The sequence below is a fragment of the Streptomyces sp. NPDC043952 genome (genome assembly GCF_056435325.1).
Map to the genome: position 1 here is coordinate 22959 of NZ_JBWKES010000008.1, position 26443 is coordinate 49401.

The 26443-nt window shown below is 72.3% G+C and carries 21 protein-coding genes and 2 pseudogenes; 10 read left to right on the forward strand and 13 right to left on the reverse strand.

What is annotated here, in order from left to right; all coding sequences use genetic code 11:
* Positions 1 to 95: 95 nt before the first annotated feature.
* The 3 genes from AC069R_RS11655 to AC069R_RS11665 form a co-directional block, all read right to left on the reverse strand.
* A complete protein-coding gene (locus AC069R_RS11655) occupies positions 96 to 1541 on the reverse strand; it encodes an aldehyde dehydrogenase family protein (RefSeq protein WP_478766593.1) in 1446 nt (481 codons plus the stop codon).
* A gap of 129 nt (positions 1542 to 1670) precedes the next feature.
* A complete protein-coding gene (locus tag AC069R_RS11660; RefSeq protein ID WP_478766595.1) occupies positions 1671 to 3260 on the reverse strand; it encodes a PucR family transcriptional regulator in 1590 nt (529 codons plus the stop codon).
* Between the two features lie 118 nt (positions 3261 to 3378).
* Positions 3379 to 5421, reverse strand: a complete 2043-nt coding sequence (locus AC069R_RS11665) for an ATP-binding protein (protein WP_478766871.1) — start codon at positions 5419 to 5421, stop codon at positions 3379 to 3381.
* A gap of 331 nt (positions 5422 to 5752) precedes the next feature.
* Here AC069R_RS11665 and gabT point away from each other — a divergent pair, with 331 nt between their 5' ends.
* The 3 genes and pseudogenes from gabT to AC069R_RS11680 all read left to right on the forward strand — a co-directional run bounded on the left by gabT (position 5753) and on the right by AC069R_RS11680 (position 8216).
* The gene (gabT, locus tag AC069R_RS11670) at positions 5753 to 7087 is read left to right on the forward strand and encodes a 4-aminobutyrate--2-oxoglutarate transaminase (RefSeq protein ID WP_478766597.1); all 1335 of its coding nucleotides are present in this window, start codon (positions 5753 to 5755) and stop codon (positions 7085 to 7087) included.
* A gap of 109 nt (positions 7088 to 7196) precedes the next feature.
* Positions 7197 to 7410, forward strand: a pseudogene (locus AC069R_RS11675) (phosphatase PAP2 family protein); the annotation flags it as partial.
* 122 nt (positions 7411 to 7532) lie between these two features.
* Positions 7533 to 8216 (forward strand): phosphatase PAP2 family protein, encoded by a 684-nt coding sequence (locus AC069R_RS11680; RefSeq protein WP_478766598.1) that lies wholly within the window; start codon positions 7533 to 7535, stop codon positions 8214 to 8216.
* Here AC069R_RS11680 and AC069R_RS11685 read toward each other — a convergent pair.
* The 8 genes from AC069R_RS11685 to AC069R_RS11720 form a co-directional block, all read right to left on the reverse strand.
* Positions 8155 to 9969 carry a chitinase gene (locus tag AC069R_RS11685; protein WP_478766600.1) on the reverse strand — a complete coding sequence of 605 codons (1815 nt, stop codon included), beginning with the start codon at positions 9967 to 9969 and terminating at the stop codon, positions 8155 to 8157. The two genes, AC069R_RS11680 and AC069R_RS11685, sit on opposite strands and share 62 nt — an antisense overlap.
* A gap of 85 nt (positions 9970 to 10054) precedes the next feature.
* Entirely contained in the window at positions 10055 to 10513 is a 459-nt protein-coding gene (locus tag AC069R_RS11690; protein ID WP_397983758.1) for a hypothetical protein, read from the reverse strand.
* Positions 10514 to 10638: 125 nt separating this feature from the next.
* Entirely contained in the window at positions 10639 to 12069 is a 1431-nt protein-coding gene (locus tag AC069R_RS11695; RefSeq protein ID WP_478766602.1) for an NAD(P)/FAD-dependent oxidoreductase, read from the reverse strand.
* Positions 12070 to 12124: 55 nt separating this feature from the next.
* A complete protein-coding gene (locus AC069R_RS11700; RefSeq protein ID WP_478766604.1) occupies positions 12125 to 12925 on the reverse strand; it encodes an ABC transporter permease in 801 nt (266 codons plus the stop codon).
* Positions 12926 to 13855 (reverse strand): ABC transporter permease, encoded by a 930-nt coding sequence (locus AC069R_RS11705; protein WP_397983761.1) that lies wholly within the window; start codon positions 13853 to 13855, stop codon positions 12926 to 12928.
* A complete protein-coding gene (locus AC069R_RS11710; protein ID WP_478766872.1) occupies positions 13855 to 15000 on the reverse strand; it encodes an ABC transporter ATP-binding protein in 1146 nt (381 codons plus the stop codon). Before AC069R_RS11710 ends, AC069R_RS11705 begins: the two co-directional genes overlap by 1 nt.
* An 8-nt stretch (positions 15001 to 15008) precedes the next feature.
* Entirely contained in the window at positions 15009 to 16256 is a 1248-nt protein-coding gene (locus tag AC069R_RS11715; protein WP_478766606.1) for an ABC transporter substrate-binding protein, read from the reverse strand.
* A 106-nt stretch (positions 16257 to 16362) separates the two neighbouring features.
* Positions 16363 to 17898 (reverse strand): gamma-aminobutyraldehyde dehydrogenase, encoded by a 1536-nt coding sequence (locus tag AC069R_RS11720; protein ID WP_478766608.1) that lies wholly within the window; start codon positions 17896 to 17898, stop codon positions 16363 to 16365.
* A gap of 209 nt (positions 17899 to 18107) precedes the next feature.
* Here AC069R_RS11720 and AC069R_RS11725 point away from each other — a divergent pair, with 209 nt between their 5' ends.
* Positions 18108 to 18665, forward strand: coding sequence for an NADAR family protein (locus AC069R_RS11725; protein ID WP_478766610.1), 558 nt, complete (start codon positions 18108 to 18110; stop codon positions 18663 to 18665).
* Positions 18666 to 19011: 346 nt separating this feature from the next.
* On the opposite strand, the gene AC069R_RS11730 is transcribed toward AC069R_RS11725, so the two are convergent.
* Positions 19012 to 19743 carry a DUF4190 domain-containing protein gene (locus AC069R_RS11730; RefSeq protein WP_478766611.1) on the reverse strand — a complete coding sequence of 244 codons (732 nt, stop codon included), beginning with the start codon at positions 19741 to 19743 and terminating at the stop codon, positions 19012 to 19014.
* A gap of 323 nt (positions 19744 to 20066) precedes the next feature.
* Here AC069R_RS11730 and AC069R_RS11735 point away from each other — a divergent pair.
* Both AC069R_RS11735 and AC069R_RS11740 read left to right on the forward strand, forming a co-directional pair.
* A pseudogene (locus AC069R_RS11735) lies at positions 20067 to 21211 on the forward strand (adenosine deaminase).
* A 20-nt stretch (positions 21212 to 21231) separates the two neighbouring features.
* Positions 21232 to 21915 carry a glycerophosphodiester phosphodiesterase gene (locus AC069R_RS11740; protein ID WP_478766612.1) on the forward strand — a complete coding sequence of 228 codons (684 nt, stop codon included), beginning with the start codon at positions 21232 to 21234 and terminating at the stop codon, positions 21913 to 21915.
* A 52-nt stretch (positions 21916 to 21967) separates the two neighbouring features.
* Here AC069R_RS11740 and AC069R_RS11745 read toward each other — a convergent pair whose 3' ends face one another.
* Positions 21968 to 22492: a hypothetical protein gene (locus tag AC069R_RS11745; protein WP_478766614.1), complete on the reverse strand. Its 525-nt coding sequence runs from the start codon at positions 22490 to 22492 to the stop codon at positions 21968 to 21970.
* A gap of 321 nt (positions 22493 to 22813) precedes the next feature.
* On the opposite strand from AC069R_RS11745, the gene AC069R_RS11750 reads away from it, so the two are divergent.
* The 4 genes from AC069R_RS11750 to AC069R_RS11765 are packed head-to-tail and all read left to right on the forward strand — an operon-like array spanning position 22814 to position 26408.
* Positions 22814 to 23137: a hypothetical protein gene (locus AC069R_RS11750; protein WP_478766873.1), complete on the forward strand. Its 324-nt coding sequence runs from the start codon at positions 22814 to 22816 to the stop codon at positions 23135 to 23137.
* A 30-nt stretch (positions 23138 to 23167) separates the two neighbouring features.
* Positions 23168 to 24145: a GNAT family N-acetyltransferase gene (locus AC069R_RS11755; protein ID WP_478766616.1), complete on the forward strand. Its 978-nt coding sequence runs from the start codon at positions 23168 to 23170 to the stop codon at positions 24143 to 24145.
* Positions 24142 to 25458, forward strand: a complete 1317-nt coding sequence (locus AC069R_RS11760) for an ABC transporter substrate-binding protein (RefSeq protein WP_478766618.1) — start codon at positions 24142 to 24144, stop codon at positions 25456 to 25458. The genes AC069R_RS11755 and AC069R_RS11760 overlap by 4 nt, the downstream gene beginning before the upstream one ends.
* The gene (locus tag AC069R_RS11765; protein ID WP_478766619.1) at positions 25455 to 26408 is read left to right on the forward strand and encodes a carbohydrate ABC transporter permease; all 954 of its coding nucleotides are present in this window, start codon (positions 25455 to 25457) and stop codon (positions 26406 to 26408) included. Before AC069R_RS11760 ends, AC069R_RS11765 begins: the two co-directional genes overlap by 4 nt.
* Positions 26409 to 26443: the final 35 nt, after the last annotated feature.

Sequence of the window (26443 nt, forward strand, 5' to 3'; positions counted from 1 at the left end):
AAGGGAAACGGCCGCAGCCCCCGCACAGTGGGCTGCGGCCGTTCCGGTTTCCGACCTGTCCGTGGCAGGTCAGCTCTGGGTGACCCGTCGGCAGGTCAGAGGGCGAGGCCCGTCAGGACGAGGACGCGCTCGTAGGTGTAGTCCTCCATCGCGGAGCGGACGCCCTCGCGGCCGACGCCGGACTGCTTGGCGCCGCCGTAGGGCATCTGGTCGGCGCGGTAGGACGGGACGTCGCCGATGATGACGCCGCCGACCTCAAGGGCGCGGTGGGCGCGGAAGGCGGCCTGGAGGTCGTGGGTGAACACGCCCGCCTGGAGGCCGTACTTGGAGTCGTTGACCGCGGCGAACGCCTCGGCCTCGCCGTTCACCTTCTGCACGCTGAGGACCGGTCCGAAGACCTCCTCGCGGGCGAGGGTGACGTCCGCGGGCAGGTCGGTGAGGACGGTCGGGGCGTACGAGGCGCCGTCGCGGTCGCCGCCGGTGAGCAGCGTGGCGCCCGCCTCCACGGCCTCCTTGACCCAGGACTCCACGCGCTGGGCGGCGTCCTCGCTGACCAGCGGGCCGACATCGGTCCTGGGGTCGCTCGGGTCGCCGGTGACCTGGGCCTCGACGGCGGCCACGATGCGCGGCAGCAGCCGGTCGTACACCGGGGCGTCCACGATCACGCGCTGCACGGAGATGCAGGACTGGCCGCCCTGGTAGTTGGAGAAGGTCGCGATGCGGTTCGCGGCCCAGTCCAGGTCGGCGTCCGAGGAGAAGTCGCCGAGGACGACGGCCGCGCCGTTGCCGCCCAGCTCCAGCGTGCAGTGCTTGCGCGGCACCGAGTCCATGATCGCGTAGCCGACCTTCTCGGAACCGGTGAAGGAGATGACCGGCAGGCGCTCGTCCTGGACCAGGGCGGGCATCTTCTCGTTGGCGACCGGCAGGATCGACCAGGAGCCGGCCGGCAGGTCGGTCTCGGCGAGCAGTTCGCCGATGACCAGGCCGGACAGCGGGGTGGCCGGGGCCGGCTTGAGGATGATCGGGGCGCCGGCCGCGATCGCCGGGGCGACCTTGTGGGCGCACAGGTTCAGCGGGAAGTTGAACGGCGCGATGCCGAGCACGACGCCCTTCGGGAAGCGCCGGATCAGCGCGAGCCGGCCCTCGCCGCCGCCGTCGGTGTCGAGGCGCTGGGCCTCGCCGCCGTTGAACCGGCGGGCCTCCTCGGCGGCCCAGCGGAACACCGAGGCGGCACGGCCGACCTCACCGCGGGCCCACTTGACGGGCTTGCCGTTCTCGGCGGAGATCAGCCGGCCGATCTCCTCGGTGCGCTCGGTCAGGCGCTTGGCCACGTGGTCGAGGGCGGCGGCCCGTACGTGCGCGGGGGTGGCGGCGAACTCGTCCCGGACGGCGTACGCGGCGGCCACGGCCTCCTCGACCTGGGCGTCGGTCGGCACGCTGACGGTGCCGACGAGCCGGCCGTCCCACGACGAGGTGACGTCGAAGGTGGTGTCGCCGGTGACCTGGCGGCCGGCGAGCCAGAAGGCGTGGGTGGAAGTCATGTGCGATTCCCGGCCTTTCCGCGTTTGGGGGAGTCCTTGGCTTTCGTGCTCCACGGTAGGGCGGCGGGGGCCGGGGGTCGCTTGTCCGTGCCGTAGCAGTAGCCGCCGTGGCCACTACTGATTGGACTACTACTGATCGGTCGCGGTGGCCTTCAGCGCGAGCCACAGCTCCATGCGCACGTCGGGGTCGTCCAGGGAACGCCCGAGGATCTCCTCGACCCGGCGCATCCGGTAGCGCAGGGTGTGCCGGTGCACGCCCAGGTCGGCGGCGGCCGCGTCCCACTGACCGTGCCGGGAGAGCCAGGCGCGCAGGGAGGCGACCAGGTCACCGCGGCCGGTGGCGTCGTGCTCGTACAGCGCGCGCAGCAGCCCGTCGGCGAACGCCTTCACGGCGTCGTCGGCGAGCAGCGGCAGCACGGAGCCGGCGGCCAGCTGCTCGTGCTCGACCAGGACCCGGCCGCGGCGCCGGGCCACCGACAGCGACTGCTCGGCCTGCTTGTAGGCGGCCGCGGCGGCGATGGGGCCGGCCGGCGCGGACAGGCCCACGACGAATTCGTCCTCGTCCGCGGCCGTGTGCTCGGGGCTGGTGCGGGCCGTCTCCAGCTCGGCCGCGCGGGCGGCGCAGGCGGCCACCGCCGCGCCGCCGTCCGCGGCCAGGACGACGAGCCGCTCGCCCTCCGGCACCACCAGCACCGCCTCGCCGGAGCGCGCGGCGGCGGCCTCCAGGGTCTCCGCGAGGGTGCCGAGCCGGTCGCCGCCGGTCCCGCGCGCCGCGGGCACGGACTCGGCGACGATCATCCGGAACGGCGCGTCCAGCAGCCTGCCGTACAGGTCGCCGGCGACGGCGCGGGCGTGGTCGGGTTCCCCGGCGAGCAGCATGCGCAGGACGGCGGTGCCGATGCGCTGCTCGGCGGCGTGCAGGGAGCGGGAGCGCTCGGTGGTGAGGGTGAGCAGGGCGATGGCGGAATGTACGGCGTACCGCTCGGCGGTGCCCGGCGCGGCGGCGGTGCCGACGGCGAGGGCGGCGCGGGTGCGGCGACCGGTGCCCAGGGAGTGCAGCTCGACGCGGTCCTCGTGCTCGGGGCCGCCGACCACGGAGGAGGCGGGGGCGGCCCGCTCCCGGAGCCGTTCCACCTCGCCGGTGAGGCGGGCGGCGCGGCGGCCGGCCCAGTCGGGGGCGGCGGCGACGACGGTGCCGGAGGCGTCGTAGAGCGCGGCCCAGCCGTCGAGCTGGGCGGCGAGGGCGGTGAGCAGGCCCTCAGGGCCGGCGTTCAGGGCCTGTTTGGTCAGCTCGCGCTGGGCGGCGAAGCCGGCGGTGACGGCGCGGTACTGGTCGGCGGCGATGGCGGCGGAGACGGCCTTGCTGATGGCGAGGAAGGGGGTGCGGCGGGGGACTTCGAGGAGCGGCAGGGGTTCGTCCGCGCAGGCGTCGACGAGGGCCTTGGGGATCTCCTCGTAGTTCACCCCGACGGCGAAGCCGAGCCCGACGACGCCGGCGCCGGCGAGGCGGTGCACGTACCGGCGCATGGCCTCCGGGTCCTCGGCGTCCAGCTTGAGCGCGGTGATCAGGAGGAGTTCGCCGCCCTCCATGTACGGCACGGGGTCGGCGAGCTCGCTGACGTGCGCCCAGCGCACGGGCACGTCGAGGCGGTCGGCGCCGGCCCGGACGGTCAGCTTCAGCGCCGAGTGGTGGACGAGTGAGGCGAGCGTCGGGGGCATGGTGCCTTCACGGTGACGGGGATTTGTCTTGGCCGCCGCGTACCAACGACCACCCCCGATTCTGCCTCACCGTACGATCCCCCGCCGCCCCCTTCACCCCCTCGGCTTCCCCATCCGATCAGGCCCTCAGATCCACCAGCAACGGAGGCGCGTGCTCCCCCCGCACACTGGTCAACGACAACACGGCGTGCCCGGCGGGAACCCCGTGCGCCAACTCGGAGGCGGACCAGCGTTCGCGTTCTACTTGGCGGACGGTGACGGCGCGGGCGGTGGGCGCCTTGCCGGTGATGACCCGGCGCACCATGTGGACGGCCTTGCCGGCCGGGGTCTCGGCGATGATCTGCCGGTCGGTGACATCCCGCGTCTCCGTCCACTCCTTTCCCCACACCTCGGCGAAGTCCTGCCCGTCCCAGGGGGTGAGCCCGGACAGCGCCATCCGGCAGCCGACGGTGCCGAGCAGCGGGCCGCGCAACGGTCGGGGCACGTCGTCCAGGGTGCGCAGGGTGAGCACCGCGCCGGCGTTCGCCGACCGCAGCCGCTGGATGCCGCGCACGGCCTCCGGGGTGACGACACCGGTGGCGTCGTCCAGGATCAGGCAGGCGAACAGCGACCGGTCCTCGCGGACCGCCACGGCGGCCGTGAACTGGGCGAGCACCAGCCGCGCCAGGATCCGGGAGGCGTCGGCGTGGCCCCGCTGCGGCAGGTCGATGCGCACCCGGACCGGGTGGTCGAGTGCCTTGAGCGAGAACGGCCGGGTGCTCCCGGAGGTATCGAAGAAGGAGGCGAAGGCGGGCCGGTCGAGCAGAGCGATCCGGTCGGCGAGCACGCTGCCGATGTCGCCGGGGTGGGCCATCTGCCGCTCTCTGGCGTCCAGTTCGCGCAGCAGCGACTCGTGGCTGGTACCCGTCAGCGCCTTCCGCAGGGCGTTCAGCGGGCCGGCCCCGCCGTCGAGGAGCCCGCGCAGCTCGGGCACGGAGGGGAAGCGGCCGTGGACGGCACGGAAGGGTCCGAGCAACTGGGCGAGGATGGTGGTGGAGCGGCGGCTGTCGCTGCCCGGATGCGGGTCGGCCAGGTCGCCGACGAGGGCCTCGGCCAGTATGACGGCGGCTTCGTCGGGGTCGGTCGTGCCACCGTACAGGTCGAGGTCGTAGGCGGAATCCGGCTGGCCGACGCGGATCACGACGTCGTACGACTCCGCCGGGCCGAGTCCCGCGCCGGCCGCGCCGACGACCACGACCGAGGCGCGGCCCGCGAGGGCGTGCAGGCACAGCGACTCGGCGAGCGGCCGGACCAGGGTGCCGGTCTTGCCGGAGCCGGCCGGGCCGACGGCCAGCAGGGAGGTGCCGAGCAGGTCGGGGCCGAGACCGAGGCCGGTGCCGCGGTAGTGGTAGGGGTTGCGGGGGTCGTCGGCGGTGGCGCCGAGCCGGACCTGGCCGGTGAGCAGGTCGTGCCTCGCCTGGCGGACGGGCAGGTCGCGCTGGCCGGAGGGGTGCGCGCAGGCGGCGGAGCCGTCCTTCGCCACGGCTCCGGTGAACGCGGCCAGGCTGTGCCGCCCCGACCGCACCGCCTGCCAGGCCCGGTCGATCCGGGCGTGGTCCACGTCCCGCATCAGCCCGGCCTTCGCCTCCCGCGCCAGCCGCTCGGCAGCCTCCTGCGCCCCGGCGGCACGGAGGTGGGGGAACTCGGCGGGGTCGTGGTCGGGGGCGGGCGGACGCTCGGACACCGGCAGCGCGGGCCGCCAGGCGGGCGGACCGTACCGGCGCCAGACCTCGCCCCAGCGGCCGAGGCGGCCGACGACGACCAGCAGGAGGACGACGACGAGGAGGGAGTAGCCGTCCCACAGGATGGCCTGCGCGACCGCGCTGTCGCTGTTCTGCCAGGAGTCCGGAGCGAGCAGGCGGACCGGCAGCACCCACCAGCTGCCGAGATAGCCGTGCGACAGCAGGGACCACACCAGCCAGGCCACGAGCAAGGCGATCAGCGCGCCGCCGATCAGCTGGTGGCCGGGGGTCCGCTCGGGCTCCTGCCGGGGGCGGCTGCGGTGCCCGAACCGCCAGACTCCGGGCGGCGCCTCGGGGCGGGGTGTACGCAGCCAGGTCAGGAAGGCCGTGCCGTCGGGCCTGGGCGGTGCCCCCGGTGGGGCCGTCGGTCTCGGTGGCAGTGCTGGTGATTCCAAGGGGCGCGCCGGGTGGGGTAGGGGGCCGGGTTGGGTTTTGTGGGTGTTGTGGGTTTCGTCGTTGTGCATCCGCCCTGCCCCCTGACCAGCCGTTCCGTCCACCGTCAGCGAGCAATCTAGTGCCTGCGGAGGGGAGTTAGGGGGTTGCGGGGCCGGGTGGGGCGCCGAGGGGCCCGTACGGTCGTACGCTCGCTATGTCCACCACGGACAACCGCGGCACCGCACAACGCCCACATGGAGCATGCCCCACTGTCCGCACCCGTCTTAGCCTGCGAGAAAAGAAGGCAAGCGTCCGTAATACCCCCAGGAGCCCCGCATGACCGCACTTCCGCAGGAGCGCCGCGTCGTCACCGCCATCCCCGGCCCGAAGTCGCAGGAGCTTCAGGCCCGCCGCACCGCCGTGGTCGCCCAGGGCGTGGGCTCCACGCTGCCGGTCTTCGTCACGCGCGCCGGCGGCGGTGTCATCGAGGACGTGGACGGCAACAGTCTGATCGACTTCGGCTCCGGTATCGCCGTGACCAGCGTCGGCGCCTCCGCCGAGGCCGTCGTACGCCGCGCCTCCGCCCAGCTCGCCGACTTCACCCACACCTGTTTCATGGTCACCCCGTACGAGGGCTACGTGGCCGTCGCCGAGGCGCTGGCCGAGCTGACGCCGGGTGACCACGCCAAGAAGTCCGCGCTGTTCAATTCCGGCGCCGAGGCCGTCGAGAACGCCGTCAAGATCGCGCGCGCGTACACCAAGCGGCAGGCCGTCGTCGTGTTCGACCACGGGTACCACGGGCGCACCAACCTCACCATGGCGCTGACGGCGAAGAACATGCCGTACAAGCACGGCTTCGGCCCGTTCGCGCCCGAGGTGTACCGCGTCCCGGTCGCCTACGGCTACCGCTGGCCGACCGGTGCGGAGAACGCCGGTCCCGAGGCCGCCAAGCAGGCCATCGACCAGATCACCAAGCAGGTCGGCCCGGACAACGTGGCCGCGATCATCATCGAGCCGGTGCTCGGCGAGGGCGGCTTCATCGAGCCGGCCAAGGGCTTCCTGCCCGCGATCCGCCAGTTCGCCGCGGACAACGGGATCGTCTTCGTCGCCGACGAGATCCAGTCCGGGTTCTGCCGGACCGGGCAGTGGTTCGCCTGCGAGGACGAGGGCATCGTCCCGGACCTGATCACCACCGCCAAGGGCATCGCCGGCGGTCTGCCGCTCGCCGCGGTGACCGGCCGCGCGGAGATCATGGACGCGGCGCACGCCGGCGGCCTCGGCGGCACGTACGGCGGCAACCCGGTCGCCTGCGCCGGTGCGCTCGGCGCCATCGAGACCATGAAGGAGCTGGACCTCAACGCGAAGGCCAAGCGCATCGAGGAGGTCATGAAGGGCCGCCTCACCGCCATGGCCGAGAAGTTCGACGTCATCGGCGAGGTCCGCGGCCGCGGCGCGATGATCGCCATCGAGCTGGTCAAGGACCGCGCCACCAAGGAGCCCAACCCGGAGGCCACCGCCGCGCTGGCCAAGGCCTGCCACGCCGAGGGCGTCCTGATCCTGACCTGCGGCACCTACGGCAACGTGGTGCGCTTCCTGCCCCCGCTGGTCATCGGCGAGGACCTGCTGAACGAGGGTCTGGACGTCGTGGAGCAGGCGCTGGCCCGCATCTGAGGCCCCGGAATCCGGCTGCGGCAGGCCGTGTGAAGAAGGTGTGCGGGGTGCATGTCGGGACGGGAATCCGTCTGCCCAAGCGCCCCGGCCTGCCGTAGGTTCTACCCAGATGAGAGATACACCCCGTCCACGGGGGACCGTGGACGACCCCAGGCCGGGGCCTCCCCAGCTTCGACCTGGTCGTGCCTTCGCGCACACAACCGGCGCCTGACGCCGGGATCTCCTCACCGATCGGACGGTCGCCGCCCCAAACCCCCCGGGGCGTGCGACGTTCCGGTCCGGACGGCCGCCCCGTGACCACCCCCCCTGTTCCGGGGCGGCCGGCCTCCTTCTCCGGGCCCCCGAATTCACCGGGCCCCCGAATTCTCCGGGCCCGCCCGCGCACACGACCCCGGTACCGGCCCCGGTGCGGCCCCTCCCCCGCCCGCCTGCCAAGCTGGCCCCCGTGTCGCACCCCGTCCGTCGCGCCCGCCCCGGCCCCCGCGCCCTCCTCCTCGGCATCCCGGCCGTCCTGTTCCTGCTGATCACCTGGCAGGTCGTCGGCCACGGCCCGCTGCTGCGCGCGGACGCCCGGCTCAGCCGGGACCTGGTCCACCCGGACGGATTCGCGCAGTTCCTCTCCGACCTCGGCGACGTCCAGGTCGCCGTCCCGGTCCTCGTCGCCGCCATCGGGTACGCCCTGTGGCGGGGCCGCGCCGCCGGGCACCCGCGCTGGTGGCTGCCGCCCCTCGCCGCCGCCGCCCTGATGGCGCTGCTCCCGGCGCTGGTGGTGCCGCTGAAGGACTGGGCCGCCCGGCCGGGGACCCCCGTAGTGCCCCCGGCCACCGGCTACTACCCCTCCGGGCACACGGCGACCGCCGCCGTGGCCTACGGCTGTGCGACCCTCCTGCTGCTGCCCTGGCTGCGCACCCGCGCCGCCCGCCGCACCGCCCGCGCGCTCTGCGCCGCCCTGGTCCTCGGCACCTCGTACGGCCTGGTCCGCCACGGCTACCACTGGCCACTGGACGTGCTGGCCAGTTGGTGCCTGAGCGCGGTCCTGCTGACCGCGCTCGGCGCGCTGCCGGGGTTCAGCGGAAGTAGCCGTCGAACGTCTTCTGGAACTCCCAGTCCGAGTAGCGGTCCCAGTTGATCGACCAGGTCATCAGGCCGCGCAGATCCGGCCAGGTGCCATGGGTGGTGTACGAGCCGCAGTTCGTCTTCTTCGTCAGGCAGTCCAGGGTCTTGGTGACCTCGGCCGGGGCGACGTAGCCGTTGCCCGCGTTGGTGGAGGCGGGCATGCCGATCGCCACCTGGTCGGGGCGCAGCGGCGGGAAGACGTTGTCGGGGTCGCCGGCCACCGGGAAGCCGGTGAGGAGCATGTCGGTCATGGCGATGTGGAAGTCGGCGCCGCCCATGGAGTGGTACTGGTTGTCCAGGCCCATGATCGGGCCGGAGTTGTAGTCCTGGACGTGCAGCAGGGTGAGGTCGTCGCGCAGGGCGTAGATCACCGGGAGGTAGGCGCCGCAGCGCGGGTCCTGGCCGCCCCACTTGCCGGTGCCGTAGTACTGGTAGCCGTTCTGCACGAAGAAGGTCTCCGGGGCCATGGTGAGCACGAACTTCGCGCCGTACTTCGCCTTCAGCGTCTTCAGTGCCGAGATGAGGTTGACGATCACGGGCGTGGTGGGGTTCTTGAAGTCCGTGTCGCTGGTGTCCAGGGACAGCGAGTGGCCCTCGAAGTCGATGTCGAGGCCGTCGAGCCCGTAGGTGTCGATGATCTTCGAGACGGAGGAGACGAAGGCGTCACGGGCCGCCGTGGTGGTCAGCTGGACCTGGCCGTTCTGGCCGCCGATGGAGATCAGCACCTTCTTGCCGGCCGCCTGCTTGGCCTTGATCGCCGCCTTGAAGTCGGCGTCGCTCTCCGCGTTCGGGCAGTCGGTGACCGGGCAGCGGGTGAACTCGACGTCCCCGGAGGTGGGCGAGGTGGGCTCGGCGAAGGCCAGGTCGATGACGTCCCAGCTGTCGGGGACGTCCGCGAGCCGGGTGTAGCCGGAGCCGTTGGCGAAGCTGGAGTGGAGGTAGCCGACGAGGGCGTGCGCCGGGAGACCTGCGGACCCGCCGCCCGAGCCGCCGCCCGACCCGCCGGTGCTCGTCGTCACGACCACCGCCGCCGACCTCGCGGACTCCCCCGCGTCGTCGACCGCCGTGACCTGGAAGCTGTACGCCGTCGAGGCCGTGAGCCCGGTGACGGTGGCCGAAGTACCGGTGGCGGACTGGACCTTGACGCCGTCGCGGTAGACCGCGTACCCCGTGGCGCCGGGCACCGCGGACCAGGACAGGGCGACGGAGGTCGCGGTGACAAAGGAGGCGGTCAACCCGGCGGGTACGGCGGGTGGTTGGGCGCTGCCGCCGGGGCCGGTGAGCGAGAGGTCGTCGGCGTCGTAGGCGCCGGTGCCGTACCAACCGTGGGTGTACACCGTGACCTTGGTGGTCGAGGGTCCCGTGGTGAAGGTGGTGCTCAGCCGCTGCCAGTCCGGGGCCGACTGGGTCCAGGTGGAGACGTCGGTGGTGCCGGTGCCGCTCGCGCCCAGGTAGACGTACGAGCCCCGGACGTAACCGGCGAGCGTGTACTGCGAGTCGGGCTGGACGCTCACCGTCTGCGCGCACTGGGCGTCGTCGCTGCCCGCCGGGGTGGCCTGGAGCGCGGAACTGCCGCTGTGCACCGGCGAGTCGACCGTCGTACCGGAGGAGGCGGAGCACGTCCAGCCGGAGAGGCCGGACTCGAATCCGCCGTTCTGGAGCACGTCCGCGTCGGCCGCGCGGGCGGCCGACGAGAGCGCGGTGAGGCCGGGCACGGCGAGGGCCGTGGCCGTGAGCAGGGCGAACAGGGGTCTGGAGCGGTCCACAAGAGCCTCCGGGCAGGGGGGAGTTGGAGGGTGGAACGGCACTCAATTTGGTCCAGACCAATCCCGGTGTCAAGACGCACGCGCGCTACTCGTCCTCCTCGGGCCCCAGCACCAGGCGCGCCGCCGCCTCGTGCATCGCCAGTTCCAGCAGCGCCGCGTCGGTCAGCGTGCCCGAGCCGTCCGGCGGCACCAGCCAGCGCACCCCCCGGCTCGCCCGGCCCGGATGCGGTACGACGATCCAGGTGCCGTTCCCCGCGGTGCGCACCCCGGTGCCCAGCCAGCGCTCCGCCGTGCCCGGCGGCACGAAGAACCCGACCCGGTTGTCGCCGAAGTCGGCGAGCACCGGGCCGGGGCGGCCGAGCATCCGGGTCAGCACGTCCAGCGTCGGATGGCCCAGGTGGGCCGGGAGGATCAGCACGTCCCAGGCGCGGCCCGCGGGCAGCAGCGCGACCCCGTGCGGATTGCGCTCCCACTCCCGGCGGCACCCCCGCGGGTCCGGTGCCACGGATGCCAGCCACTCCACCGCCGTCTTCGTCCCGCTCATCGAAAAGGCCTCCCGCTCTCCTTCGCGGGCGACGCGGGCGCGCCGCCTCGGCAGGAGAGAGGGAGGCCGTACCGGAGCATTACGCGGGTTCCGGAGCCCCTAGGGAGTGACCTGGGTCACGCGAACTAGCTGTCGAATCCGAGGCCCAGCTTGTCCATCGTGCGCAGCCACAGGTTGCGGCGGCCGCCGTGCGCGTCCGCGCGGGCCAGCGACCACTTGGTGAGGGCGATGCCGGTCCAGGCGAACGGCTCGGGCGGGAACGGCAGCGGCCGCTTGCGCACCATCTCCAGCTCGGTGCGCTCGGTGCGCTCCCCGTCCAGCAGGTCGAGCATCACGTCCGCGCCGAAGCGGGTCGCGCCGACGCCGAGGCCGGTGAAGCCCGCCGCGTAGGCCACCTTGTCCTGGTGGGCGGTGCCGAAGAAGGCCGAGAAGCGGGAGCAGGTGTCGATCGCGCCGCCCCAGGCGTGGGTGAAGCGGACGCCCTCCAGCTGCGGGAAGCAGGTGAAGAAGTGCCCGGCGAGCTTGGCGTAGGTCTCGGGACGGTCGTCGTACTCCGCCCGGACCCGGCCCCCGTAGTGGTGGATGGCGTCGTAACCGCCCCACAGGATCCGGTTGTCGGCGGACAGCCGGAAGTAGTGGAACTGGTTGGCGCTGTCGCCGAGCCCCTGCCGGCCCTGCCAGCCGATCTCCGCGAGCTGCTCCTTGCTCAGCGGCTCGGTCATCAGCGCGTAGTCGTAGACCGGGACGGTGTACGAGCGCACCCGGCGCAGCAGGCTCGGGAAGATGTTGGTGCCGAGGGCGACCTTGCGGGCGCGCACGGCGCCGTAGGGGGTGCGGACGGCCATCCCGGCGCCGTACTGCTTGAGGGTGAGCGCGGGCGTGTGCTCGTACACCCGCACCCCGAGCCGGAGGCACGCCTGCTTCAGGCCCCAGGCGAGCTTCGCCGGGTGCAGCATGGCCACGCCCCGGCGGTCCCACAGGCCCGCCTTGAAGGTCGGCGAGTTCACCTCGGCGCGTACGGCGTCCTCGTCCAGGAAGTCCATCCCGTCCGCGAGGCCCTGTTCCTCAAGCTCCTTGTGCCAGTCGCGCAGCTCCCAGGCCTGGTAGGTCTCGGTGGCCACGTCGATCTCGCCGGTGCGCTCGAACTCGCAGTCGATGCCGTGCCGGGCGATGGCCGCCTCGATCTCGTCCAGGTTGCGCCGGCCCAGCTCCTCCAGCTTGTGGATCTCGCCTGGCCAGCGGGTCAGCCCGTTGGCCAGGCCGTGGGTGAGGGAGGCGGCGCAGAAGCCGCCGTTGCGGCCGGAGGCGGCCCAGCCCACCTCGCGGCCTTCCAGCAGGACCACGTCCCGCCGCGGGTCGCGCTCCTTGGCGTTGAGCGCGGTCCACAGCCCGCTGTAGCCGCCGCCGACGACCAGCAGGTCGCAGGTCTCGGAGCCGGTGAGGGCGGGCTCGGGTGCCGGCTTGCCGGGGTCTTCCAGCCAGTACGGGACCGGCTGGGCTTCGGAGAGAGAGGCGATCCAGTTGTCTCGGCCACGATTCATGGCGCTTGGGGCCATGATTTCAACTCCCTACAGAGCGTTTACGCGCTTTTCGGCTGCGCGCTTTTCGGTGTTACGCCTTCTGGCTGTTACGGCGATTGTTGATCAGCATCGACACCAGCACCAGCACCACGGCGAGCAGGAACATGGCCGTACCGATCACATTGATCTGAACGGGCGTTCCGCGCTGCGCCGAGCCCCAGACGAACATGGGGAAGGTGACGGTCGATCCCGCGTTGAAATTGGTGATGATGAAATCGTCGAAGGAGAGCGCGAAGGACAGCAGCGCGCCCGCGGCGATTCCGGGTGCCGCGATCGGCAGGGTGACCCGCAGGAAGGTCTGCGCGGGCCCGGCGTACAGGTCCCGTGCGGCCTCCTCCAGACGCGGGTCCATCGACATCACACGCGCCTTGACCGCGGTGACGACGAAGCTCAGACAGAACATGATGTGGGCGATCAGGATCGTCCAGAAGCCCAGCTGGGCGCCCATGTTGAGGAACAGGGTGAGCAGCGAGGCGGCCATGACGACCTCGGGCATCGCCATCGGCAGGAAGATCAGCGAGTTGATGGCGCCGCGGGCGCGGAAGCGGTAGCGGACCAGCGCGAAGGCGATCATCGTGCCGAGGATGGTGGCGCCCAGCGTCGCCCAGACGGCGATCTGGAGGCTGAGCGACAGCGAATCGCACATGTCGGCGACGCCGCACGGCTGTTTCCAGGCGTCCAGCGAGAACTGCTGCCACTGGTAATTGAAGCGCCCCTTCGGTTTGTTGAAGGAGAACACCGTGACGATGACGTTCGGCAGCAGCAGATACGCGAGGGTGAGAAGTCCCGCGATGACGACGAGATGGCGCTTGAGCCAGTTGACGACGGGCATTTAGACCAGGTCCTCCGTCCCGGACCGGCGGATGTAGATCGTCACCATGGCCAGGATCGCGGCCATGAGGATGAAGGAGAGGGCCGCTGCCGTCGGATAGTCCAGGATGCGCAGGAACTGCGTCTGGATCACATTGCCGATCATGCGGGTGTCGGTGGAGCCGAGGAGTTCGGAGTTGACGTAGTCGCCGGCGGCCGGGATGAAGGTCAGCAGGGTGCCGGAGACCACGCCCGGCATCGACAGCGGGAAGGTCACCTTGCGGAAGGTGGTCGACGGCTTGGCGTACAGGTCGCCGGCCGCCTCGTGCAGCCGGCCGTCGATCCGCTCCAGCGAGGTGTACAGCGGCAGGATCATGAACGGCAGGAAGTTGTACGTCAGTCCGCACACCACCGCGAGCGGGGTGGCCAGCACCCGGTCGCCGGCCGTCCAGCCGAGGAAGTTGGTGAGGTCCAGGATGTGCAGCGAGTTCAGCGCGTGCACCACGGGGCCGTTGTCGGCGAGGATCGTCTTCCAGGCCAGGGTGCGGATCAGGAAGCTGGTGAAGAACGGCGCGATCACCAGGATCATGATCAGGTTGCGCCAGCGGCCCGCGCGGAAGGCGATCAGATAGGCCAGCGGGTAGCCGAGTAGCAGGCACAGCACGGTGGCGCCGGCGGCGTAGAAGATGGACCGCAGGAACTGGGGCCAGTACTCGGACAGCGCGTTCCAGTAGGTCGCGAAGTGCCAGGTGACCTTGTAGCCCTCCTCCAGGGAGCCCGTCTGCACGGACGTGGAGGCCTGGTAGACCAGCGGCAGCGCGAAGAAGACGACCAGCCACAGGATGCCGGGCAGCAGCAGCCAGTACGGGGTGAACCGGCCTCGCTTGCGCGGGGGCTTGGCCGCGCCTTCGGCGGGGGCGAGCGGCGGGGGCGCCTCGGTGAGCGTCGACATCAGGCGGCGACCTCTTCCCCGGTGCCCGCGTCGATGGCCTGGTCCGCGTCCAGGCCGAAGGTGTGCGCGGGGCTCCAGTGCAGGACCACGTCGGCGCCGGGGACCAGCCGGGCGTCCCGCTCGACGTTCTGGACGTAGACCGAGAGTTCGGCGCAGGCCGGGCTGTCGATGACGTACTGCGTGGAGACGCCGATGAAGCTGGCGTCGGCGATCGTGCCGGTGAGGCGGTTGCGGCCCTCGGGGATGGCGCCCGCGTCGTCGGCGTGGGCGAGCGCGATCTTCTCGGGGCGGATGCCGACCAGCACCTTGCCGCCGGCCGGGGCGGGGGCGCTACATCGGGCGGCGGGCAGTACCAGCTTGTCACCGGCGGCCTTGAGCACGATGTCGTCGCCGCTCCTGGTGTCGACCTCGGCCTCGATCAGGTTGGAGGTGCCGAGGAAGTTGGCGACGAAGGTCGTCTTCGGGTTCTCGTACAGGTCGGTGGGGGCGCCGAGCTGTTCGACGCGGCCGCCGTTCATCACCGCGACCGTGTCGGCCATGGTCATGGCCTCCTCCTGGTCGTGCGTGACGTGGATGAAGGTGATGCCGACCTCGGTCTGGATGCGCTTGAGCTCCAGCTGCATCTGGCGGCGCAGCTTGAGGTCGAGGGCGCCGAGCGGCTCGTCGAGCAGCAGCACCTTGGGGTGGTTGATCAGCGCGCGGGCGACGGCGACGCGCTGCTGCTGTCCGCCGGAGAGCTGGTGCGGCTTCTTGCGCGCCTGCTCGCCGAGCTGGACCAGGTCCAGCATGTCCTCGACCTGCTTCTTGACGCTCTTGATGCCACGCCGGCGCAGCCCGAAGGCGACGTTCTCGAAGATGTCGAGGTGCGGGAAGAGGGCGTAGGACTGGAAGACCGTGTTCACGGGCCTCTTGTACGGCGGCAGGTGGGTGACGTCCTGGTCGCCGAGGTGCACGGTGCCGCTGGTCGGCTCCTCCAGGCCCGCGATCATGCGCAGGGTGGTGGTCTTGCCGCAGCCGGAGGCGCCGAGCAGGGCGAAGAAGGAGCCCTGGGGCACGGTCAGGTCCAGCGGGTGTACGGCGGTGAAGGCGCCGTAGGTCTTGCCGATACCGGAGAGGCGGACGTCGCCGCTGTTGTCTGTCGTCATCGTGGTCGTCACGCCCCTGTGAGCTTGGAGAACTTCTGCTGGTAGGCGGTCTCTTCCTTCTGCGTCAGGGCGCGGAAGGGATGGGACTTCGCCTGCATGGCCTTGTCGGGCACGATCAGCGGATTGCTCGCGGCCGACTTGTCGATTTTCGCGAGGTAGGGAACGACTCCCGCAACGGGGCTCACGTAATTGACGTAGGCGGCGAGTTCGGCGGCGGGCTCGGGCTGGTAGTAATAGTCGATCAGCCGCTCGGCGTTGGTCTTGTGGCGCGCCTTGTTGGGGACCAGCAGGTTGTCGGTCGACGTCATGTAGCCGCTGTCCGGGATGAGGTAGCCGACGTCCGGGTTGTCGGCCTGGAGCTGGACGATGTCGCCGCCCCAGGCGACACAGGCGGCGATGTCGCCCTTGGCCAGGTCGGAGGTGTAGTCGTTGCCGGTGAAGCGGCGGATCTGGCCCTTGTCGACGGCCTTCTGGAGGCGGGCGATGGCCGCGTCGTAGTCGTCGTCGGTGACCTTCGCCGGGTCCTTGCCGAGGTCGAGCAGGACCATGCCGATGGTGTCGCGCATCTCGGTCAGGAAGCTGACCCGGCCCTTGAGCTTGGGGTTGTCCAGGAGGTCGGAGACCGACTTCACCTCGACGCCGTCGAGCGCCTTCTTGTTGAAGGCGATCACGGTGGAGATGCCCTGCCAGGGATAGGAGTAGGCGCGGCCGGGATCCCAGTCGGGGGCGCGGAACTGGTCCGAGAGGTTGGCGAAGGCGTGCGGCAGGTTGGCTGGGTCCAGTTTCTGGACGTAGCCGAGCCGGATCATGCGGGCGGCCAGCCAGTCGGTCAGGACGATCAGGTCGCGGCCGGTGTCCTGGCCCGCGGCGAGTTCCGGCTGGATCTTGCCGAAGAACTCGTCGTTGTCGTTGATGTCCTCGGTGTACTTGACCTGGATGCCGGTCCGCTTGGCGAACGCGTCGAGCGTGGGGTGGTGCTTGCCCGAGTCGTCCACGTCGATGTACTCGGGCCAGTTGGAGAAGTTGACGACCTTCTCCTTGGCCGAGTGGTCGTCGGCGGACACGCCGCCCTGGTTCTTGCTCGCGGCGGGGATACCGCAGGCGCTCAGCGTCCCGAGACCGCCGATCGCGAGGGCGCCCCCGGCGGAGGCGCGCAGCAGCGAACGGCGGGTCGGCGCGGCCCTGCCGCCGCTGAAACTCCGGCGTACGGCGGCCGATTCGACCGGCGTCGGCCGGTCGGGCTCGTAACTTCCCATGCGCGTGGTGGCCTTTCGGGAGGGGAGGGGGTGCCCGGTGGAGGGGACGGGCGTCGTACCCGGTGGAGCGCACCGCGGGCGGGGGTCCCGCGGCCGGGGGCGGCTCCTACCGGTCCCCGAAGATCGTGCGGTGCCAGTCCTTGCGGACCACCGCCGTGTTGTCGAACATTACGTGCTTGACCTGCGTGTATTCCTCGAAGGAGTACATCGACATGTCCTTGCCGAAGCCGGAGGCCTTGTAGCCGCCGTGCGGCATCTCGCTGATGATCGGGATGTGATCGTTGATCCAGACGCAGCCCGCCTTGATGTCGCGGGTGGCGCGGTTGGCCCGGTAGACGCTGCCGCTCCAGGCGGAGGCGGCGAGGCCGTACGGGGTGTCGTTGGCGAGCCGGATGCCCTCGTCGTCGGTGTCGAAGGGCAGGACGACCAGGACCGGTCCGAAGATCTCGGACTGGACGATCTCGCTGTCCTGGGCGGCGCCGGCGATGAGGGTGGGCCGGTAGTAGGCGCCCTTGGCCAGGTCGCCGCCGGGGGCCTCGCCGCCGGTGACCACGCGGGCGTAGGAGCGGGCGCGGTCCACGAAGCCGGCGACGCGGTCGCGCTGGGCGCCCGAGATGAGCGGCCCGAGGTCGGTGCCGGGGGCGAACGGGTCGCCGAGCCGCACGGTCTCCATCAGGGCGGCGGTGCGCTCCACGAACGCCTCGTACAGCGGGCGCTGGACATAGGCGCGGGTGGCGGCGGTGCAGTCCTGGCCGGTGTTGATGAGCGCGCCGGCCACGGCCCCGTTGACGGCGGCGTCCAGGTCGGCGTCGTCGAACACGACGAACGGGGCCTTGCCGCCCAGCTCCAGGTGGAGCCGCTTGACGGTGGCGGTGGCGACCTCGGCGACGCGCTTGCCGACGCCGGTGGAGCCGGTGAAGGAGGTCATGGCGACATCGGGGTGCCCGACCAGGTGCTCACCGGCCTCCTTGCCGGTGCCGGTGACGATGTTGACCACGCCGTCCGGCAGGCCCGCGGCGGTGGCGGCCTGGGCGAACAGCAGCGAGGTCAGCGGGGTCAGCTCGGCGGGCTTGAGCACGATGGTGTTGCCCGCGGCGATCGCCGGGAGCACCTTCCAGGCGGCCATCTGGAGCGGGTAGTTCCACGGCGCGATGGACCCGACGACACCGATCGGCTCGCGCCGGACGTACGACGTGTGGTCGCCGGAGTACTCACCGGCGGACTGCCCCTGGAGGTGCCGGGCGGCGCCCGCGAAGAAGGCGGTGTTGTCGACGGTGCCGGGCACGTCGAACTCGCGGCTGAGCTTGAGCGGCTTGCCGCACTGGAGCGACTCCGCGCGGGCGAAGTCCTCGGCGCGCCCGGCGAGCACGGCGGCGAAGCGGTGCAGGGCGTCCGAGCGCTCGCCCGGAGTGGCCGAGGCCCAGCCGGGAAAGGCCGCGCGGGCGGCGGCGACGGCCGCGTCCACGTCGTCGGTGCCGGCCAGGTCGTAGGTGTAGACCTCGGTGCCGGTGGCCGGGTCGACCACGGCGTGGCGGCGCCCCGAGGTGCCCTTGGTCAGACGGCCGGCGATGTACTGAGCGCCTTCCGCGAAACGGTCCGCTGCGGGAAATCGTTCCTGGTCGGCGGTGCCCGGATTGTGCATGTCGCTCTCCTCCGCCGATCACCCCCGTCCCAGAGGTGGGTGGCGTAGCTCCAGCTCGATTTGAGTGCCGATCCTGACAGAGCTATTGGCCTCCAACAAGTGATTCCGTTGTTGCCTTTTGGTTACGCGACGGAATCTGTCGACCAGGTGTCGAGTCGGGCGAGGAAAAGCCGGACGGAGTGTCAGTGGTGCGTGCCAGACTCGCGTGCATGGGGAGGATCGACGGGTTCGAAGCCCTGGTCAGCGAGGTCCGGGCGGGGTCCCGGATCAGGTACCTGCACTTCTGGGGCCACCGGCCCCGGCCGGACGGCGGCATCGGCGCGAGCTGTCTGAGCCAGTGGTGGCCCTCACCCTTCGTGGTCGACGGCAGGCGGTACGCGACGGCGGAGCACTGGATGATGGCCGCCAAGGCCCGGCTGTTCGGCGACGCGGAGGCCGAGCGCCATGTCCTCGCCGCGGCGCACCCGGCGCAGGCCAAGAAGGCGGGCCGGCTGGTCCGCGGCTTCGACGAGGCGATATGGGAGCGGGAGCGGTTGCGGATCGTGGTCGAGGGCAGCGTCCACAAGTTCGCCGCCGACCCGGCGCTGCGCGCGTTCCTGCTGGGCACGGGCGAGCGGGTGCTGGTCGAGGCGAGCCCGGTGGACCGCGTGTGGGGCATCGGCCTGACGGCGGACGACGAGGCGGCGGACGACCCTGAGCGCTGGCGGGGCCTGAACCTGCTGGGCTTCGCGCTGATGGAGGCGCGGGCGGAGCTGGCGGGGGGATAGGTACGGGGGCTCGGGCGCGGCGGGGGCGCATGTGCGGGGGCCGGGCGCCGGGGGGCTCGGGGCGGCGGGGCGCAGATGCAGAAGCTTGGGGCGGCGGCGGAGCTTGGGCGCCGGGGGGCTTGAGGCGGCGGAGCTTGGGCGCCGGGGGGCTTAGGGTGGCGGGGCTCGGGTGCCGGGGGGCTCGGGGCGGCGGGGCTCGGGTGCTGGTGGGCTCGGGGCGGCGGGGCTCGGTTTCCGGGTGTCTCGGGTACGGCGATGCCCGCCGGACGGGTCCTGCGGTCCGGCGGGCATCGACCGGAGCGTGCGCTCCGGGACGGGGTCCGCGCTGTGCGGCCCCGTCGTGGGATCAGCGCTGCGCCACCGCCACCGGGACGGAGTGCAGGGAGCCGTAGTACGGATCGGTGTCCCTGCTCTCGTTGAAGGCGGTGACACCGATCACGATCATCAGCACGATCATGCCGATGCCGACGATGATGCCGATGACGCCCATGACCAGACCAGCCTGGGCCTGCCCCTGGTTCGTGGCCTCGCCGCGCTCGACCCGGCGCCGCCCCTTGACGCCGAAGACCACCGCGAGGATGCCCAGCACCACCGAGAGGACTCCGTACAGGCAGAACAGGCAGATCGACAGGATGCCGAGCACCATCGCCGCGGTGCCCATGCCGTTCTGCGGTGCCATCGGCATGCCCGTCCAGCCGTAGCTCCCGGCGGCCGGGTAGCCGGGGTAGCCGTAGCCGCCGGCGGGCGGCGCGGACGCCGGGGGTACACCGGGGCCGGTGGGCGCGATCGGCGGGGGCGGCACCGGCTCACCCGTGCCGGGGGCGCCGAACGCGGGCGGGGTGGGCGCGCCGAAGCCCTGGGCGGGCGGGGCCGGCGGCGCGAAGTCGGGCTGGGCGTACCCACCGGTCGGCAAGTCGGTCACCGTGGCCTGGTCGTGCACGGACGGCGGCTGGACCGGGGGCTGCCCCGCACCCGGCGCGGCGGGCTGGTCCTTGTTCAGCGACAGCCCCTGCTCGGGCGGCGCCCACGGGTCGTGGCCGCCGCCGGCCGCCCCACTCGACTGCGTTCCGTCTGACACGGGTACTTCCCCCTTGGTCGTTCGTCCCGCCATGCTACGGCCTTCCCGCCCCACCCCGACCGGCCGGTCCCACCGCCCCGGCACCGTCGCCGACTGCCCCGACCAGCCGGTCCTCCGCACTGACACCGGGCTTCCTGACGCCGGCGTCCGTCCTGGCCCCGGACCTGCTGACACCGGGCCTCCTGACGCCGGGGTCGCCACGGCCGTACAGTTCCCGCCGCCTTCCCCGTGGCCGAACCGCTCGCGCCGCCTCCTCGGCTCCCGGCCGCCCCCTCGCCCCTCACTCCCCCTCGCCCCTCCCCTCCCCCGCCCGCCCGCCTACGATGGCCTCTGACGATCAGCCGATCACCCGCGCCGCGCCCGTAAGGGCCCGTCGGCGCCCTGCCTCGGGGAGGACCCCTTGTCCGACAGTTCCGTACCGGCCGCCGGGCACGCCGACCGCGATCTGCGCGCGTTCATCGCCGGACTGCCCAAGGCCGAACTGCACGTGCACCACGTGGGCTCCGCCTCCCCCCGCATCGTCTCCGAGCTGGCCGCCCGGCACCGCGACTCCAGGGTCCCCAGCGATCCCGAGGCCCTCGCCGAGTACTTCACCTTCACCGACTTCGCGCACTTCATCGAGGTGTACCTGTCGGTGGTGGACCTGATCCGCACCCCGGAGGACGTCCGGCTGCTCACCTACGAGGTGGCCCGCGACCTGGCCCGCCAGCAGGTGCGCTACGCCGAGCTGACCCTCACCCCGTTCTCCTCCACCCGGCGCGGCATGGACGAGCGCGCCTTCATGGAGGCGATCGAGGACGCCCGCAAGTGCGCGGAGGCCGAGTTCGGCACCGTGCTGCGCTGGTGCTTCGACATCCCCGGCGAGGCCGGACTCCAGTCGGCCGAGGAGACGGTACGGCTCGCCACCGACGACCGGATCCGCCCGGAGGGCCTGGTGTCGTTCGGGCTCGGCGGCCCCGAGATCGGCGTGCCCCGCCCGCAGTTCAAGCCGTTCTTCGACCAGGCCATCGCGGCCGGTCTGCGCTCGGTCCCGCACTCCGGCGAGACCACCGGACCGCAGTCGGTGTGGGACGCGCTGAACGAGCTGGGCGCCGAGCGCATCGGGCACGGCACCAGCTCCGCGCAGGACCCGGCGCTGCTCGCGCACCTCGCCGAGCGGCGCATCCCGCTGGAGGTCTGCCCGACCTCCAACATCGCCACCCGCGCGGTGCGCACCCTGGACGAGCACCCGATCCGGCGGTTCGCCGAGGCCGGGGTGCTGATCACGGTCAACTCCGACGACCCGCCGATGTTCGGCACCGACCTCAACAACGAGTACGCGGTGGCCGCCCGCCTCCTCGACCTGGACGAGCGCGGTGTCGCGGACCTCGCCAAGAACGCGGTCGAGGCGTCCTTCCTGGACGCGGCGGGCAAGGCGCGGCTCACGGCGGAGATCGACACGTACACCGCCGCCCGGCTCGCGGACTGAGGCGCACCACAATGGGGGCCATGCAGACCGTGACCGCCGTGGCCCACCGCGGCGACCCCTACCGCTTCCGTGAGAACACCCTCGACTCGCTGCGCTCCGGTCTCGACCGGGGCGCGGACGCCGTCGAGCTCGATGTCCGGCTCACCCGCGACGGCGTGCCCGTGCTGCTGCACGACGACACGCTCGAACGGCTGTGGGAGGTGGAGCGGCCGCTGAGCACGCTGTCCGCCGAGGAGGTGCGCGGGCTCACCGGCGGCGGGGTGCCGACGCTGGCCGAGGCGCTCGCCGCGACCGGTGACGGCCGGGTGATGGTGGACCTGTGCGGGCGGGTGACGCGGCGGACCATGGAGCGGATCCTGGACGTGGTCCGGCAGAGCGGGGCCGGCGACCGGGTGTACTACAGCGCGGGCGCGGAGACGATGCTCACCGTGCGCGCCGCCGACCCGGCCGCGGAGATCGCGCTGACCTGGACCACGCTGGCCCCGCCCCGCCCCGCGCTGCTCGCCGCGATCAACCCCCGCTGGCTCAACTACCGCTTCTCCCTGGTCGACCGGGAGCTGGTCGCCCGTGTGCACCGGGACGGCCGGCTCGTCTCCGTGTGGACACCGGACACCCGGCGCTCGCTGCGCCGGCTGATGGAGCTGGGCGTCGACTCGATCACCACGAACCGCATCGACGTCCTGCACGACCTGCGCTCCCGCTAACGAGACGTCCCGGCAACTCCCCCGATCTCAGGGTGAGTTGCCGGGCAGTCGCTCAAGCAGCCGCGGTCACGGGGGCGTTGGGGCCCGTCAGCGCTTCGAGGCGCTTGATCTTCCGGCGTACGACGTACAGCGGAAGCACTCCGAAGACGCCGAACGACATGTCGATCAGGCTCCACCAGAACGGAATGCCCCGGACCGGGCCGCAGACGAGGGCCAGCGGGATGATCCCGGCGCAGGCGATCATCCCGAACTCGATCACCCAGATGTTGCGCACCGGGTCGCGGTACGGGCCGTAGAAGGCGACCGCGATGACGAGGTGGGCGAACGCCAGCCAGTCCGTGCCGTAGAGGACGAACGGGTACTTCGCGTCGACGGCGTCGAGCCCGTCCCGCACCCGTCCGATCCAGCCCGCCAGTCCGGGCAGCCACTCCGGCACCCCCACCGCCCGCAACCCGCTCTGGGTCCAGCGCAGTTCGTGCACCAGCGGAAAGGCCGTGGCACCGCTCAGCACCAGGCACACCACGAAGAAGACCAGCCAGCCGCGAATGCCCTTCAGGAGGGCGGCTCTGTCGCTCATGGGCAGAGCCTACGCCTGAGTTGAACGCGTTCAAAACCTGGTGGGGGCGAAGGGGCGGTGCCGTCAATCACGCCGCACTCCCCCACATGCCTGTACATTTCGGACGACCGTTTCGAGAGGTGACCGGCAGACGGGGCGAGGGATGAGCGCGGACGGACGTGGCACGGTGGAGACCGGGCTCGCGCGGCTGTGCGCGGCACCCGGACTCGCCGCGGGCGACCGGGCCGGGGCTGGTCGCCCACCACACCTCGGTCCGACCCGATCTCCGGCCCGCCGCACCCGCGTTGACGACGGCCGGGCCGCGTCCGACCGCCCTGCGAGATCGTCGGCGCCCCCTTCCCCGACGCCTGCCTCACACCCGCGCTCACCGAACTCGCCCTGCCCGGAGAGCACTTCCGTGAACTGCGCCAGATCCCGACCTTCCGCAAGCACGCCGGACGGCCCCTGCGCGGGGTGCGGCTCCATGTCGCCGACCGGGCCACGTTCCGGCCCGTGCACACCGCCGCCGCCATGCTCGCCACCCTCCGCCACCGCCACCCGGACGACTTCGCCTGGCACCGCGCGGACGGCGCGTATCTCATCGGCCTGCTCCCGCCCACACCACCGGCCGACCGGGCGGGCGACGGCGTACTGCTGTACCCCTGAGCCGCGCCGTCGGGAAGGACGGACCCGTCGATGACAGCAACTCCGGTGACCGGTACGGAGATCCGGGGGGTCCGGCCAGGTGACGGCCCCTCGCTGGTGGCCGCCTGGTGCCGCGGCGCCCCGGCGGATCCGATCACCCCCGACCGCTTCCGCACCCTCGTCCTGCTCGACGCCAACTTCGACCCCGAGGGGCTGCGGGTCGCCCTGGCCGGCGGCCGGGTCGTCGGCGCCGCCTACGCGGTGCGCCGGCTGACCCCGGTGCACGGCACCGACCTGGAGCCGGAGCAGGGCTGGATCCCGTTCTTCTTCGTCGACCCGGCCGCCCGCGGGCAGGGCCTCGGCCGCCGGCTGCTGACCGACGCCCTCGACTGGCTGGGCGCGCACGGCCGTACCACCGTGGACTTCTCCTCGTACACCCCGAACTACCTGCTCCCCGGCCTGGACGCCGAGACCTATCCGGAGGCGGCGAAGCTCCTCGACTCGCTCGGGTTCCGGACGCTGTACGAGGCCGCGGCGATGGACCGCTCGCTCATCGGCCACCGGATGCCGGACGCCGTCGCCCGCCGCCGGGACGAACTGGCCTCGCTGGGTTACCGGTTCGGTACTCCGGCCGACGACGACCTGGTGGAGCTGATCGCGCTCGCCGGGAGCCGCTTCAGCCGGGACTGGGCGCGGGCGATCCGGGACTGCCTGGCGGGCGGGGCCCCGCCGGAGCGGATCGTCGTCGTCCGGGAGCCCGGAGGGCGGCTGGTGGGCTGGGCGATGCACGGGGCGTACGAGTCGGCGCTGGAGCGGTTCGGCCCGTTCGGGGTGCTGGCGGAGATGCGCGGCACCGGGCTCGGCAAGGTCCTGCTCCATCTGGTCCTGGCCCGGATGCGGGCGCACGGCGCGCACGGGGCGTGGTTCCTGTGGACCGGCGAGCGGTCGCCGGCGGGCCACCTCTACCGCGCCGCCGGTTTCAGCACGACCCGGAGGTTCCGGGTACTGCGCCGGGAGGCCGCCCGGTGACGCGGCCCCGACCCGGCCTGAACCGGCGGCACTTCGCCCTCGCGCTGCCCTCCGCCCTGCTCACCGCGGGCTGTGCCGCACGCCGCCAGGGCACCGGCCGCCCCGGCGACCCGATCGTCCTCACCCTGCTCACGCACTACTCCAGCGGGGTCCTGAAGACGGCACTCCAGGAGCCGGTGGACGAGTGGAACGCCACGCACGACCGGGTCAAGGTGCGGGCGCAAGCGGTGGAGTTCACCGATCTGCTGACCACGGTCATGGTCCGGCAGGCGGCTGGCCAGGGCGCCGACATCATCCAGCCGTACTGCCTGTGGACCGGCCAGCTCGTCCGGGCCGGTGTGCTGCGGCCCGCCCCGCCCGAGCACGCGGCTCGGATCCGGCGCGGCTACAGCCCGGCCGCGGTCGGCGCCGCGTCGTACCGTGGCCGCGTCTACGGCTATCCCACCGAGGCGCAGACGTACGCCCTCTATTACAACGCCCGGCTGCTGCGCGCCGCCGGAATCGACCGACCACCGCGCACCTGGCCCGAGTTGACCGAGACCGCCAAGCGCACCACACGCCGGGACCGGTACGGCAACACGCTGGTGCAGGGGTTCGGCCTCTCGCTGTACGACGACTCCACCACCGTCGGCCAGACCCTCGCCCTGCTGAGCGCGGCCGGGGGCACGTTCGTCGCCGCGGACGGCCGGAGCACCGCGATCGACTCGCCGGCATGGCGGGCGGTGTTCGAGCTGGAGCACCGTCTGGTGCGCCGGGGGGCGAGCGCGCCCGGCGTCAACGTCTACCAGGCGTTCCCCGCCGGGCAGGTGGCCATGGTGATCGGCGCGGGCTGGTGGACCGGCAGCCTGAAACCGCTGATGGGCGCGGCGTACCGGGAGGTCGGCGTCGCCCCCGTGCCCGTCCCCGAGGCCGGCCGGAAGCCCGCCACGCTCGGCACCGGGTTCCTGCTCGGGGTCAACGCGGCCAGCCGGTTCCCGCGCGAGGCATGGGAGTTCCTGCGCTGGCTCAACGCGGAGCGGACGGGCGCGCGGGGCGTGACCCGCATGAGCGCCCTCCAGGTCTCGGTGGGCTCGCTCACCGGCCGGGCCGACGACATGCGGGCGCTGCTCGGCAGGGGCGGGGACCGGAATCTGCGGCCGTTCCTGGACGCGCTGGCGTACGCGGTGCCGGAGCCGAACATGCCGGGCGCGCAGCAGGCCAAGTCGCTGCTGCGCGCGAACATCGAGGCGCTGTGGACCGGTCAGCAGTCGGTCGGGGAGGCGCTGCGCAGCACGCGCCGGCAGGTCGATCGGGAGGTGTCGCGCCTGTGGTGAACACGCTCGCGCCGGAGCGGGCCCGACCTCCCGCCGCCCGCGCCCTGCCGCCGGGGGCCGGCCTCGCGGCCCGCGCCCGGCGCCGCCAGACAGTGGTCGGCTATCTCTTCCTCGCCCCGGTCCTGCTGTTCTTCGCGGTCTTCCTCGTCCTGCCGCTCGCCTTCGCCCTGCTGCTGTCGGTGTCGCGCTGGTCCGGCTTCGACCTCGGGGACATCCGGCCGGTCGGCCTGGCCAACTTCACGGGGCTGTTCGCGGCCGGCTCGACGTTCCTGACGCCGGTCCTCACCAACACGGTGCTGTTCGCGCTGGGCACGGTGGTCATCGCGCTCGCGGGCTCGGTGCTCGTCGCCACCTGTATCGACCGGCTGCGGTTCCAGGGGCTGTGGCGGACGCTGTACTTCCTGCCGATGGTGACGACCGTGGTCGCCGTCGGCAATGTGTGGAAGTACATGTACGAGCCGGGCGGTCTCGTCGACGGCGTCCTCAACGCCCTCGGGTTCGGCTCGGTCGCCTTCCTCCAGGACCCGCGCACGGCGCTGCCCGCGGTGGTCGTCGTACAGGCGTGGGCCTCGGCGGGGTCGGCGATCCTCGTCCTGACGGCGGGGCTGAAGTCGATCCCGCGCTCGTACTACGAGGCGGCGGCGCTGGATGGTGCCGGGCCCGGCACGACCTTCCGGAAGATCACGCTGCCGCTGCTGCGGCCGTCGCTGCTGTTCGTGTGCGTCACCCAATTCCTCACCGGGCTCCAGTCGTTCGCGCTGATCACGGTGATGACCAAGGGCGGCCCCGGCGACGCGACGGCGGTGGCGGCGCTGGAGATGTACCGGCAGGCGTTCTCGTACGGCGACTGGGGTACGGCGAGCGCGGCGGCGTTCGTGCTGTTCCTGGTGGTGCTGGTGATCACGCTGGCGCAGTTGTGGCTGTTCCGGCGCAGCGGGGAGGACGCGTGAGGGGCCGCCGCCCGCCGTGGGTGTCGTACCTTCTG